Raw genomic sequence first — 13,602 nt, 5'->3', positions numbered from 1 at the left:
GGAGAACGGGCTGGCCAGGAGCATGTCCGCGAAGGGCTGCAGCCCGGACAACTCGGCCTGCGAGGGCTTCTTCGGCCGCCTCAAGAACGAGTTCTTCCACTACAGGGACTGGGAGGGCGTGACGGCCGGGGAGTTCATGGGCAGGCTCGAGGCCTACCTCGTGTACTATCGTGAGGAGCGGATCAAGAAGTCCCTCGGGTGGCTCAGCCCGATGGAGTACCGCAGGAAGCTTGGATACGCCTAGGCGCGGTCCAAGAAATCGTCCGCACCCCCTCTTGAGGGGTTAAACGGGAACTATTTCACCGCAACTTATCGATGGCGTGTTTGGTTGGTGCCTGTTGATGGTCTGGGTATCGGGGAGGGCGGGCTCCGTTATAATCGCCTAGAACATTAAATGGAAACGGGACGGGAGCCATACATGCGCCAGGGTTTCGACAACGCGAAGTATATCGAGCTGCAGGCTGCTCACATTAAGGAGCGCATCTCGCAGTTTGGTGGCAAGCTCTATTTGGAGTTTGGCGGTAAGCTGTTCGATGACTATCATGCGAGCCGCGTGCTGCCGGGTTTTGAACCGGACAGCAAGTTCCGCATGCTCAAGAGCATCGCCGACGATGTCGAGGTTATCATCGCGATCAACGCGAACCACATCGAGAAAAACAAGGCTCGTGGTGACCTCGGCATTACCTATGACGAGGATGTGCTGCGCCTGGTTGACCTGTTTCGCGGCAACGGCTTTGCTGTCGCGGCTGTGGTCATCACCCAGTACGCCGGCCAGCCCGCTGCCGATGTGTTCCGCAACCGCCTGAACGCGCTCGGTATTCCCGCCAAGCTGCACTATCCCATCGAGGGGTATCCGCACGATGTCGATCTGATCGTGTCCGACGATGGCTACGGCAAGAACGAGTTTGTCGAGACCACCCGACCGCTCGTCGTGGTCACTGCCCCCGGTCCTGGCTCGGGCAAGCTTGCCACCTGCCTGTCTCAGCTCTATCACGAGCACAAGCATGGCACGGCCGCCGGCTATGCCAAGTTCGAGACCTTCCCTGTCTGGAATCTTCCTCTGACGCATCCGGTCAATATTGCCTACGAGGCCGCCACGGCTGACCTCGACGACGCCAATATCATCGATTCGTTCCACCTTGAGGCCTACAACAAGACCACGGTCAACTACAACCGCGACGTCGAGGCCTTCCCGGTAGTCCGTGCCCTGATGGAAAAGATCCTGGGCAAGAGCCCCTACCAGAGCCCTACGGACATGGGCGTCAATATGGTCGGCTTTGCCATCACCGATGACGATGCCTGCCGCGACGCTTCCAAGATGGAGATCGTCCGCCGCTACTTTACCGCGGTCGAAAATGTGCGCCGTACCGGCGTGGGCGATGAGCAAGTCGACCGTCTCAAGATTATTATGAAGAAAGCCGGCATCGATAAGAACTACTCACCGGCGCGCTCGGCAGCCCTCACCAGGGAGCAGCTGACGGGTGGTCCCGTGGGTGCCATGGTCATGCCCGATGGCTCCGTGGTGACCGGCAAGACTTCCACGCGCCTGGGCGCCGCGAGCTCGCTCATCATGAATGCACTTAAGCATGTCTCGGGCGTCGACCTTGAGCTCGAGGTCATTAGCGATGAAGCGATCGAGCCCATCAGCAAGCTCAAGACGCATTTCCTGGGCAGCAAAAACCCGCGCCTCCACACCGACGAGACGCTTATGGCGCTGTCGATCACCTCGGCCACGAGTGAGACGGCCGCTCGCGTCCTTTCGGGCCTGGAGCAGCTGCGCGGTTGCGATGCCTTCTTTAGCGTGATTATCTCGCCGACGGACGAGACGGTACTGCGCAAACTGGGTATCAACGTGTGCTGCGAGCCCAAGTTTGAGCGCCGCGGTTTCTTCCATCGCTAAGTTTGAAGCACCGCGGTAATTGCATTGCATTTTGGCCGTATCGGGTTAGCGCCCGGTACGGCTTTTTGATCAATAAAGCGCCTATTTCGGCGAAAAGTAGCTGTTTACCTGCCTAGAAACAATTTGAGCGGTATACAATAACCGTAACTGTTTCATCCTTAGCGGGATGCCGCATGATGGATATTACCTGCCATCGTGAGGTGTGTCGGTCGCGCACGGCGCGTTAGATGCTCGTGCTCGGTTTGAGGAGGCTGCTATGGCGGGCAAGGGTCGTGCGAGTGTCAACGATATGAAGCGTGTCGAGGTGCTGGTATTGATGGAGATCGACCAGCAAACCGAAGACAATGGCGGGCCGTATGGTTTCTCGCGCAAAACGCTTGCCGAGCGCGTGGGGGTTTCGCCGTATCGTGCCCGCGCCGCAATCGATCGCTTGGATTCCGAAGGCATGATTGATGTCGTCTCGCGTTATAGCGACGACGGCGGTCAGCTTGCAAATGGCATTTGCCTCACCGAACGTGGCGAGTGGTATCTTGAGGGCGTCCGTACCGGCATGCTCGTTCAAGAAATGCTTGAGGACGAGGTTTCTGATCGATAGCAGCATGTAACCCTTGCCATAGCGACGCCGCCTGGGAAACCGGGCGGCGTTTTGTTTCAAGATTGAGAAATGCAATCTCACGCGAGAAAAATTGCGAACGGTCCGCGGCGCGAGTATTACAATGAAGACCCGTAAGATGTGGATAAACAACTTCTACGGGAAGCGCAGGTAACTCAATATGACCAAGCATGTGTTCGTAACCGGTGGCGTGGTTTCGTCTCTGGGCAAGGGTATCACCGCGGCCTCGCTGGGCCGTCTGCTCAAGTCGCGTGGCTACAAAGTAACGATGCAGAAGGCTGATCCGTATCTGAACGTCGACCCCGGTACCATGAGCCCCTTCCAGCATGGTGAGGTCTTCGTTACCGAGGATGGTTACGAGTCCGACCTGGACCTGGGTCATTACGAGCGCTTTATTGATGAGAACCTGACCCGCGATTCCAACTTTACGACCGGCGCCATCTATAAGAGCTTGATCGCCCGCGAGCGTCGCGGCGACTTTTTGGGCGGTACCGTGCAGGTGATTCCTCACGTCACCAATGCCATTAAGGACAAGTTCCGCCGCATCGAGGAGCAGACCGGCTCAGATGTAGTCATCACCGAGCTGGGCGGCACGATCGGCGACATCGAGTCCCAACCGTTTGTCGAGGCCATCCGTCAGTACCGCAAGGAGGCCGGCCCCGAGAACGTCTGCTACATCCACGTGTCGCTCGTTCCCTATATCGCCGCCGCCCACGAGGTCAAGACCAAGCCCACGCAGCATTCCGTCAAGGAGCTCCGCAGCTTTGGCATCCAGCCCGATATCATCGTGCTGCGCTCCGACCACCATATCGATGACGCTATCCGCGGAAAGATCGCAAGCTTCTGCGACGTCGACACCGATTGTGTCTTTACCAACGAGGACTGCGCGAGCATTTACGATGTTCCGCAGCTGCTTGCCGAGCAGGACTTTGACCTGCGCATTTGCGAGCGCCTGGGTCTGGACCCGCGTGAGCGCGACATGAGCGAGTGGAACGAGTTCCTGCGCAAACAGAATCACGCCAACCATCACGCCGACAAGGTGAAGATCGCTGTCGTGGGCAAGTACACGCAGCTGCCCGATGCGTACCTGTCGGTTATCGAGGCCCTGCACCATGCGGGCGTCTTCTACGATCGCCATGTGGACGTCCAGCTGGTCGACGGCGAGAGCCTCGACGAGCAGAATGTCTCCGAGGTTCTGGGCGACGCCTCGGGCATCCTGGTCCCCGGCGGCTTTGGCAAGCGCGCCCTGGAGGGCAAGATCCTCGCGGCCGAGTTTGCCCGTGAGCACAAGATTCCGTATCTGGGCATTTGCCTGGGTATGCAGGTGGCCGTGTGCGAGTTCGCCCGCAACGTCGTCGGCCTTGCCGGCGCCAGCTCCTCCGAGTTCGATCCGGATGGCCCGTTTAGCGTCATCGATCTGATGAGCTCGCAGGAGGACGTGACCGAGAAGGGCGGCACCATGCGCCTGGGCGCCTATCCGTGTAAGCTCGCCGCCGATACCCTTGCTCGCGAGGCATATGGCGAGGAGCTCGTCTACGAGCGTCACCGTCATCGCTTTGAGTTCAACAACGCCTTCCGTGACCAGCTCGAGGACGCCGGCTTGGTTATCTCGGGTCTGTCGCCCGACGAGCGCCTGGTCGAGATGGTCGAGCTGCCGCGCGACGTGCATCCGTGGTATGTGGCAACCCAGGCTCATCCCGAGTTCAAGAGCCGCCCGACCAACCCGCAGCCGCTGTTCCGCGAGTTCGTGCGCGCTTCGATCGGCCAGCACGAGGGTGTCGACCGTCTGCAGGTGACGCCCATGAACCTCGCTACGGACTAAGGGTGCCGGCGAATAAGGAACATACCGAAGCTACTCCCTCGTCGCTCGCCGTGGCGGCGGGGGAGTATCTCGATTACCTCGCGGTCGAGCGGGGTTTGGCGCGCAACACGATTGCGGCCTATCGTCGTGACCTGACGACGTACTGCGCCTATCTGGAGCGGGCGGGTATTGTGTCTTTTGAAGAGGTGACCCGTCAGGTCGTGGAGGGCTTTGTCGCCGACCGTCGCGATGGGGGCTATTCGGATGCCTCGGTGGAGCGTGCGCTTGCGGCCGTGAAGGGCCTGCATGCCTTTTTGGTGCGCGATGGGGCTGTGGCCCAAAATCCAACGGCGGCGTTGCGCCTGCCTAAAAAGGCTGAGCGTTTGCCGGAGTATCTATCGGTGGAGGATGTCTCGGCGCTGCTCGATCAAGACTTCCCCGAGGGCGAGATGGGCTTGCGCGACCATGCCATCTTGGAAGTGCTCTACGGATGCGGTTTGCGTGTGAGCGAGTTGGTGGGGCTCGATGTGGGCGATATCCATATCGACGATGGCTTTGTGCTCGTTCGTGGTAAGGGCTCGAAGGAACGCCTGTCCCCGCTGGTAGGAAGCGCGGCGCGAGCTCTGACGCTTTATGTAACTGAGGGGCGTTCTCGCTTGGCGGCCCATGCCCGCGGAACCGAGACCTCGGCGGTCTTTTTAAATAAGAACGGCCGCCGTCTGTCGCGCCAGGGCATCCATGCCATCTGTGAGCGCTACGGGCGCCAGGTGGGACTGGTGGGGCTCCATCCCCATACGCTGCGTCACTCCTTTGCCACCCATATGCTTGCGGGCGGCGCAGACCTCCGTGTGCTACAGGAGATCTTGGGACATGCCGATATATCGACCACGCAGGTCTACACGCATGTCGATCGTACGCAACTGACCGAGGTCTATCTGGCGGCGCATCCGCTGGCACATCGCTAGCACCTCGCTGACCTGCATATTTATAAATATTAAAGGGGACGGGCCCCAGATTGCCGAGACGCACTTTTGCGCGCATGGGCAATCTGGGGCCCGTCCCATTTTTCGCCAGACACCGACGCGGTGGTGGGCCGTGTGTGTCGTGGGTGGGGGAGTTTGGGGGCGATGTGAACGGCGTGTAAAGGGACGTAAAAATCGCCTCAAGGTCAACTTGAAGGTTGAGGTTCGCGGGCGTGGTTCTACAGGTGGCATCACGCCTTTGCTGCAAACACAACATATTGTGTTCTCGAACATATGCTCGGGGGTGTTTTACAACATATTGAGGGTGGAGTGGTGGGGCGTGGTGGGGGAAGGGGTGGGGAAAGGTGTTGAAAAATGGGGCGGTTCCCCATATTATTGATGACGTCGACAGGCGGGGTGGTTCCCCGCGTACGTGCCATCTGAGTAACCGAGGGGAGGGCGCACATGGGAATGACGGGTGCATACGAGCGCAATCTCGATTCAAAAGGTCGTCTGTCCCTGCCTGCACCCCTTCGCGAGGAGCTTGGAGAGCACGTTCGCGTGTTCAAAGCCCTGGATGTCGATGCTCTGTACGTGTTCTCTGCCGAGGCCTTCGATAAGTGGGTCGAAGGACTCTTCGCGGGTCGTGAGGGCCACGAGGGTTTTAACCCGCGTGACATCAACGACCAGAAGCTCATGAGGGCGATCAACAAGCGCACCACGTCGATGGACGTGGACAGCGCCGGTCGTATCGGTCTTTCCGAGTCTCTCCGCAAGCAGGCGAACCTCGACCGCGAGGTCACGGTTGTGGGCAACTACGACCACCTTGAGGTTTGGGATCGCGCCGCGGCCGATGAGGACGATGACGATGAGGCCCTGCTGGACCTCTTCTTCTCGTAAGGGCAAGGCACGGGTAACGGATGGAGCGTGGGATCTTGACACAAGAATATCGGCATGAACCTGTCATGCTCGGCGAAGTGCTTGAGTCGCTGCGGCTAAAGAGCGGCTCCGTTGTCTGCGATTGCACCCTTGGCGGTGCCGGCCATTCGGTAAAGATGGCCGCGCAGGTGGGGGAGACGGGCCTTTTGCTCGGCGTCGATCAGGACGACATGGCCCTCGAGGCCGCTGGCGCCCGTCTGGACCGCGAGGTCCCCGGCGTTCCGCACCAGCTGCTGAAGGGCAACTTCGGCGACTTGGACGAGCTGCTTTGCTCGGCCGAGGTGCCCGGGGTCGATGGCTTCCTGTTCGATTTGGGCGTTTCGTCACCGCAACTCGATATCCCTGGCAGGGGCTTTTCGTATAACGAGGACGCCCCATTGGACATGCGGATGGATCCGGGTAATAACACCTTAAACGCAGCTGAGGTCATCAACACCTATAACGAACACGACCTCGCCCGGATTCTACGCGTCTACGGAGAAGAGAAGTTCGCCTCGCAGATTGCGCGCGAGATCGTGCGCCGCCGCGAGCAAGAACCGATCGAAACCACCGGCCAATTTGTCGAGATCATCAAGGCGGGTATCCCGGCTGCCGCTCGTCGGCATGGCGGACACCCGGCCAAGAAAAGTTTCCAGGCCATTCGCATCGAGGTCAATCACGAGCTCGATGTGCTCGAACGAGGGCTTGATGCCGCCACCAGGTGGCTCAACCCGGGCGGACGTATCTGCGTCATCTCGTATCACTCGCTCGAGGACCGTATCGTAAAGAACCACTTTAAGGAGATGAGCCAGGGGTGCACGTGTCCGCCGGAGATTCCGGTGTGCGTGTGCGGCAACGTGCCGATACTCAAGGTCATCACCCGCAAACCCTTGGTTGCCCAGCCTGATGAGGTTGAGCGCAACCCTCGGGCGAGATCAGCCAAAATCCGCGTGGCGCAGCGTCTGTAGGCGCGACCGCGCGATATTGGACCTCCCGCTCGCACCATAAACGAAGCTTAAACACACTACCAACGTACTCGGGATGGGAGGCGGCATATCATGGGCTACAACACTTCAAGCGCAGCACTCGCCTATGATATGAACGCCATGCCCGCCTATCGTGAGACGCCGCAGGCCCCCGTTGCTCCCCGTGAGCAGCGCGCGCCGCGCTTTGATGTCTACACGGGCGCGGGCCGTCAGGCAAACCAGGCGGTAAGCCCGGTTTTCATGAGCGTTCTTAAAACGTTTTGCATCATTGCGGCTATCTTCATGACGATCGGCGTCGCCCGCGTGGCGCTCGCCGGCGTTACGGCCCAGGTGCTCAACAGCAACGCCGAGCTTACCAGCACGCTCGAAAAGGCGACCGATGAGAGCTCCGACCTGGAGGTCATGCATTCGGTCTATGGCGCCGACACGCGCATTCGCGACCTTGCGGGCGCTTATGGCATGGTGGAGCCCAGCGAGAGCGTTACACTTGACTTTTCGCAGGATGCAGCCGCGGGCGCCAACGCGACCGCGACCGCTCAGTAGCAAGACGGTAGTTGAGTATGACAAATGACTATCGCCGCGGTTCCGATGGGGGCCGCGGTTCTGGACGTCCCTCGTCGCGGGGACGTTCTGGTTATCAAGGAACGGGTCGGCAATCTTACAACGCCGGGCGGTCCCGTGGCAACGACCCGGCGTCGCGACTTCGCGGCTCGGGCGGCCCTCAAGTGCATAACACCAGGTCGCGCAAGAGTTCGTCGACCGAATGGCTCACAGGCGCGCCTCTGCCTCGCCGCAAAGCCGTCATGGGCTTCATCGGGCTTGGCTTGGGCTTGGGCGTCTTTCGCCTTGCCGACTATCAAATTGTCGAAGCCGATAAACTGCGCGAGCGTGCCGATGCGCGCCGCCTGCTTGCGCAGACCCTCTATGCCAAACGCGGCACCATCTACGACCGCAACGGCAACGTGCTGGCGTCGTCGGTCGAATGTCGCAACATCGCCGTGAACCCGCAGCTTGTCGAGGATGTTGACAAGACGGTGTCGGCGCTGGTCAAGGCAACTGGAATCGATAAAAAGACCTGCCGCAAGCTCGTTGAGTCCGATGGAACCTGGGTGTATATCAAGCGCCAGGTGGACGAAGACGATGTTGCGGCGCTGGAGAAGAAGAACCTGCCCGGCGTGCTTTTTGAGCAGGCCATGAAGCGCGTATATCCATACGGCAATCTGGCATCGCAGGTGCTGGGTGTAGTGAATGTAGACAACGACGGCTTGACGGGTCTCGAAAAGCAATACAACAAGCTTCTGACCGGCACGAACGGTTCTCTCGTACGCGAGCGCGCGAGGGACGGCAGCTATATCGCGGGCGGTGCCTATAAAAAGGTGGCTGCGGTCGACGGCGTTGATATCGTGACGACGCTCGACGTCAATATCCAGCGTGCGGCCGAGGATGCCCTGGCAGAGGCAGTTGAGAAGACTAAGGCCAAGAACGGCTCGGCGCTGGTCACCGATCCTACGACAGGCGAGATTTTGGCAGCCTGCTCGTACCCGACCTACGACCAGACCGATCTGGAGAATGCCAAGACCGAGGATATGAATCTGCGCCTGGTCACCGACGCCTACGAGCCCGGCTCGGTCTTTAAGACGCTCGTGGCGGGCGCCGGCTTCGACTTGGGCGTCGTGCGATCGAGTACGTCGTTTGAGGTGCCGGCGAGCATCAAGGTGGGCGACGATACCGTCACCGATGCCGACAAGCGCGACTATGCCATGACCATGGATGTGCGCGAGATGATGCGCCGTTCGTCCAACGTGGGCTTTGTCCTAGTGGGGCGCAAGATCGGTGCCGACGACTTTGCCGCCTATGTGGACAAGTGGGGCATCGGTCACAGCTCGGGTGTCGATTTTCCGGGAGAGAGCCTGGGTATCGTCAAGGAGCGTGACCAGTATGACGGCGCCACGCTGGGCTCGATGAGCTTTGGACAGGCACTGTCTGTCTCGCCGATTGAGATCGCACGTGCCGTGGGCGGCATCGCCAACGGCGGCGTGATGATGACACCGCACTTCTATAAGTCCAGCAAGGGCGACGAGAAGGACTGGGGCGAAGGCGAGCGCGCGATTTCGGAGGACGCCGCATCCCAGGTGACATCGTGCATGCAGACGGTCGTGTCCGAGGGAACGGGCGTTGGCGGCGCGGTTGACGGCTATGACGTGGCGGGTAAGACCGGTACGGCCGAACGTGCCGACGAGAACGGCGGCTACCTCAAGGAGAACTACATGTCGTCCTTTATGGGCTTTGCACCGGCACAATCGCCCAAGGTGCTGTGCTATATCACGCTCGACGGAACGCCGAGCGGCTCAGATGCCGCTGCGGTGCCGTTCCAGTCCATTATGGCCAACGCGCTCGACGTGCTGGGTATCCCGCACACGAAGTAGGGGGTTACAATCTTTGGGGCGTGGTTTGTTGTCCCATATGAGGGTGTTCACATGCCCTGCACCACGCATGTGCGGCGCTGGGATACAATACGCCGATAGCATTATTAGGTTTACAGGGGAGCTGCAATGATAGAGATCGCCGTCAACAACCTCGCGGCCGCAACAGGGGCCCGAACCGTGACGGGAGAAGCCGATCGGGTATGCCGCGGGTGCGTTATCGACTCGCGCCAGGTCGAGGAAGGGACGATTTTCGTCGCCTTTCCCGGTGAAAACGTCGACGGCAATGATTTTGCTTCCCGTGCCGTCCAGTCGGGTGCCGGCGCCGTCGTGATGACGCGTGAGCCCGAGGCCGAGCTGGTCTCGCTGGCGCAGGACAAGGGGTGCGCCATCCTGCTGACCGATGATCCCGAGGAGTTTCTGCTGCGTTTGGCGCACACGTATCGCCTGGAGCTTGGCTGCCTGGTCGTTGGTATTACCGGTTCCATCGGCAAGACGACGACCAAGGACGTGCTCGCCGCCGTGCTCGCCAAGCGCTATCGTGTCTGGGCCACCAAGGGCAATTTCAATAACCTGATCGGCATGCCGCTCACGGTGCTTTCCGCTCCGGCCGATACCGAGGTCCTGGTGCTCGAGATGGGCATGAACCATTTCCACGAGATTGAGCGCCTGTCCCAGTCCGCCAATCCCAACCTTGCCATCGTGAGCAAGATTGGTACCTCTCACATCGGCATTTTGGGCAGCCGCGAGAACATCGCCCGCGCTAAGGCCGAGATTGTCCAGGGCATGTGCGCCGCCGGCGACTTCTTGCCGCTGCTGGTTTTGGGCGGCGAGGACGACTTTACGCCGTTCATTCGCGATACGTTCGCCCAGCCTGCTGGTATCGATGTGATGCTGGCCGGCGTCTCGGACGATGATGAGGTCCGTGCCCGCGACATTCGTGTTGATGACGAGGGCCGTCCGGTCTTTACGCTCGATTTTGGCCAGGGTGAGACGACCGATACCATGCTTGCCATCCCCGGCGTGCAGTCCGTCCCAAATGCCGTTAAGGCCGCCGCAGTTGCCTATCGCCTGGGCGTGACGCCCGAGCAGATTGATGCTGCCTTTAGAGGCCTCACGATCACCGGTCACCGCCAGGAGATCAAGCGCGCCAAGAGCGGTGCCCGCGTCATCGACGATTCCTATAACGCCAGTGCCGAATCCATGGCTGCTGGCCTCGATCTGCTGTGCTCGCTATCGTGCACGGGGTCTCGTATGGCGATCCTGGGCGAGATGGGCGAGATGGGCGATGAGGCTCCTCGCATGCATGAGCTCGTGGGCGCCTATGCCGCCGCCAAGAAGCTCGACATGCTGGCGTGCGTGGGTGGTGAGCTGGCCCAGCTTATGGCCGATGCCGCGCGCATGATGGGCATGGACGAGGACCGCATCCAGGTGTTCTCCGATTATCAGCAGGTGCTCGACCGCATGGGCGGCGCGCTTGAAAAACATGATGTTGTACTGGTCAAGGGTTCCCGCTTTGTTGAGCTCGACCGCTTTGTGGAAGGTGTGTGCTAGCCCATGTTCGGCAATCCCTCGTATCCAACGTATCAGGCTTTTTTGGGGCTTGGCATCGCCGCCGCCATTGCGCTGCTGCTCATGCCGTGGTGGATCAAGCTGCTCAAGGTCGAGGGTATCGGCCAGCAGGTTCGTGCCGACGGCCCCAAGCGTCATTTGGTTAAGCAGGGAACGCCCACCATGGGTGGCGTTGTCATCCTCGTCGCGATCTCGCTGACCTGTCTGCTAATGGGCAAGCTCACCACCGAGCTCGTGCTCGTGCTGCTCGCCACGCTGGCGACCGGCGTGCTGGGCCTGATTGACGACCTGACCTCCGTTACGCATGGGCGCTCGCTCGGTCTGACGCCCCATGCCAAGATGATCGGCCTAACCATTATCTGTGTCACCTTTACGGTACTTGCCGTTAACTGGTGCGGCGTCGCCCCCGAGATTCGTTTTCCCGGTGGGTTGACGATCGACCTTGGCGTGCTTTCGACCACCATCTGCGGCCTTTCGTTCCCGTGGCTCTACATTGTCTTTTGCTGGCTGATGATCGCCGGTCTTTCTAATGCCGTGAACCTGACCGATGGCCTTGATGGTCTTGCTGGCGGCACCTCTATGATTGCCATGCTCGCCATGGCTGCCATGGCGTTTTTGCACGGAGACGTGAACCTGTCCATCTTCTGCACCGCGTGTGCCGGTGCCTGCTTGGGCTTTCTGTGGTTCAACTGCTATCCGGCGAGCATCTTTATGGGCGATACCGGCTCGCTTGCCCTGGGCGCCGCGTTTGCCTGCACGTCCATCATGACCAACACCGAGGTCGTCTCCCTCATCATCGGCGGCCTGTTTATCGTTGAGACCCTGTCGGTCATGATTCAGGTTGTCTACTTCCACTTTACGCACAAGCGCGTCTTCCTTATGGCGCCCATCCATCATCATTTCGAAAAGAAGGGCTGGGCCGAGACCAAGGTCGTCATCCGTTTTTGGATTATCGCTGCGGCCTTTGGTGCCGTTGGCCTTGCCCTGTTCTTCCAGTTGGGATAGTGGTCTTTCATGCCTCTTGCTGATGTCTTTAGCCTGCTCGTTTTGGGTCAGGGCAAATCCGGTCTCGATGTCGCCCGCTGGGCGCTGGCACATCCCGAGCGCGTAAGCGCCGTTACCGTGTATGGCGGCGGCACCTCTGAGCCCAATGACGCCACGCGTGCGCTCGAGGCTGCTGGTGCGTCGTTTGTCTATGGGACCGAACAGGTCGAGGGCGCCTATGACGTATGCGTGACGTGCCCGGGCATCTCGGAGTTCTCGGGCTTCTTTAAGGCCGGGCGCGAGCATGCCGCCCAGATTATGGGTGAGCCCGAGTTTGCCTATCGCCTGTCGCCCGATAACTGGATTGCCATCACGGGCACCAACGGCAAGACGACCACCACGTCGCTGACTGATTATCTGCTTAAGGCTGCCGGCGAGGCCAGCGTTGCTGTCGGCAACATCGGCGAGCCGCCGGTCAACGAGATTGACGGCCGAGCCCACAACGAGTGGTTTGTGGCTGAGCTCTCGAGCTATCAGATTGCTACGACAACCGAGCTCCACCCCCGCGTGGCGGTGCTGCTCAACATCACTCCCGACCACTTAGGCTGGCATAAGAGCCATAAGAACTATGCGCTTGCTAAGATCAAACTGTTTGACAATATGGTCGATGACGATCTGGTGGTTGTCGACGTCGAAGACGCCGGCATTCACGAGTTCGATGAGTACATCTACACGCCGGGTCGTCGCATCTGCAAGGTTGCCTTTGACGAGCCTGAGGGCGAGGATGCCGCCTTTGTGCGCGACGGCAAGATGGTCGTGCGCCTGAAGGGTGTCGAGACCCCGCTCATCGCTACATCCGAGCTCAAGATCTCGGGCCATCACAATGTTATCAATGCCCTGTGCGCTGCCACGGCTGCCTTGGCGGTCGGTGCCGATGTCGATGGTGTCTGCCGCGGTCTTGCCTCGTTCCAGCCGCTCGAGCACCGCGTGGAGCCGTGTGGCGAGATTGACGGCGTGCGCTACGTCAACGATTCCAAGGCGACCAACACCGATGCGGTCGAGAAGGCGCTGACGGCATTTCCCGATGACGATGTGATCTTGCTGCTCGGCGGCCACGATAAGGGCACGCCGCTCACGGACTTCGCGCGCGTCGTTATGGACAACGTGCGCTCGGTCGTCTGTTTTGGCGATGCGCGCGAGCGCTTCACCGCCGCTATGGACGAGGCCGATGTCGATGGCGATGTGGATATCGCCCAGGCAGATGACCTGCGCGACGCCGTGGACGTTGCCCGTTCGTTGTCGAGCCGTGGTGACGTGATCTTACTATCACCTGCCTGCTCTTCGTTCGATGAGTTCTCGGGCTATGAGGAGCGCGGCCGCGTGTTTAAGGACTACGTGGCTCAGCTTGCCGCTGCGGCGAAATCGCAAATGGAATAGGGGTTG

12 protein-coding genes are annotated in these 13,602 nt (G+C 60.1%); all 12 read left to right on the top strand.

What is annotated here, in order from left to right:
- A partial coding sequence (locus AB5Z54_RS05330) for an IS3 family transposase (RefSeq protein ID WP_368160668.1) occupies positions 1-244 on the top strand: 244 nt, incomplete at its 5' end.
- Between the two features lie 174 nt (positions 245-418).
- The gene (locus AB5Z54_RS05325) at positions 419-1,900 is read left to right on the top strand and encodes a DUF1846 domain-containing protein (RefSeq protein ID WP_006234276.1); all 1,482 of its coding nucleotides are present in this window, start codon (positions 419-421) and stop codon (positions 1,898-1,900) included.
- Between the two features lie 256 nt (positions 1,901-2,156).
- Positions 2,157-2,495, top strand: a complete 339-nt coding sequence (locus AB5Z54_RS05320; protein WP_055286058.1) for a helix-turn-helix domain-containing protein — start codon at positions 2,157-2,159, stop codon at positions 2,493-2,495.
- 178 nt (positions 2,496-2,673) lie between these two features.
- Positions 2,674-4,335: a CTP synthase gene (gene pyrG / locus AB5Z54_RS05315; protein WP_055286060.1), complete on the top strand. Its 1,662-nt coding sequence runs from the start codon at positions 2,674-2,676 to the stop codon at positions 4,333-4,335.
- Between the two features lie 2 nt (positions 4,336-4,337).
- Entirely contained in the window at positions 4,338-5,279 is a 942-nt protein-coding gene (gene xerD, locus AB5Z54_RS05310; protein ID WP_171025140.1) for a site-specific tyrosine recombinase XerD, read from the top strand.
- Positions 5,280-5,741: 462 nt separating this feature from the next.
- Positions 5,742-6,176: a division/cell wall cluster transcriptional repressor MraZ gene (locus AB5Z54_RS05305; RefSeq protein ID WP_368160666.1), complete on the top strand. Its 435-nt coding sequence runs from the start codon at positions 5,742-5,744 to the stop codon at positions 6,174-6,176.
- 20 nt (positions 6,177-6,196) lie between these two features.
- Positions 6,197-7,162, top strand: coding sequence for a 16S rRNA (cytosine(1402)-N(4))-methyltransferase RsmH (rsmH, locus tag AB5Z54_RS05300; protein WP_006234266.1), 966 nt, complete (start codon positions 6,197-6,199; stop codon positions 7,160-7,162).
- 90 nt (positions 7,163-7,252) lie between these two features.
- Positions 7,253-7,723, top strand: coding sequence for a hypothetical protein (locus AB5Z54_RS05295; protein ID WP_055309808.1), 471 nt, complete (start codon positions 7,253-7,255; stop codon positions 7,721-7,723).
- A gap of 182 nt (positions 7,724-7,905) precedes the next feature.
- Positions 7,906-9,606 (top strand): peptidoglycan D,D-transpeptidase FtsI family protein, encoded by a 1,701-nt coding sequence (locus AB5Z54_RS05290; protein WP_306421710.1) that lies wholly within the window; start codon positions 7,906-7,908, stop codon positions 9,604-9,606.
- A gap of 126 nt (positions 9,607-9,732) precedes the next feature.
- On the top strand, positions 9,733-11,157 hold the full coding sequence (locus AB5Z54_RS05285) for a UDP-N-acetylmuramoyl-tripeptide--D-alanyl-D-alanine ligase (RefSeq protein ID WP_195239097.1): 1,425 nt from the start codon (positions 9,733-9,735) through the stop codon (positions 11,155-11,157).
- A 3-nt stretch (positions 11,158-11,160) separates the two neighbouring features.
- Entirely contained in the window at positions 11,161-12,180 is a 1,020-nt protein-coding gene (mraY, locus tag AB5Z54_RS05280) for a phospho-N-acetylmuramoyl-pentapeptide-transferase (protein ID WP_006234262.1), read from the top strand.
- Between the two features lie 9 nt (positions 12,181-12,189).
- Positions 12,190-13,596, top strand: a complete 1,407-nt coding sequence (gene murD, locus AB5Z54_RS05275; protein ID WP_368160665.1) for a UDP-N-acetylmuramoyl-L-alanine--D-glutamate ligase — start codon at positions 12,190-12,192, stop codon at positions 13,594-13,596.
- Positions 13,597-13,602 lie beyond the last annotated feature (6 nt).

Source organism: Collinsella aerofaciens (genome assembly GCF_040910185.1).
Lineage (GTDB): Bacteria > Actinomycetota > Coriobacteriia > Coriobacteriales > Coriobacteriaceae > Collinsella > Collinsella aerofaciens_BF.
This window is presented reverse-complemented; position numbering and strand designations above follow the sequence as displayed.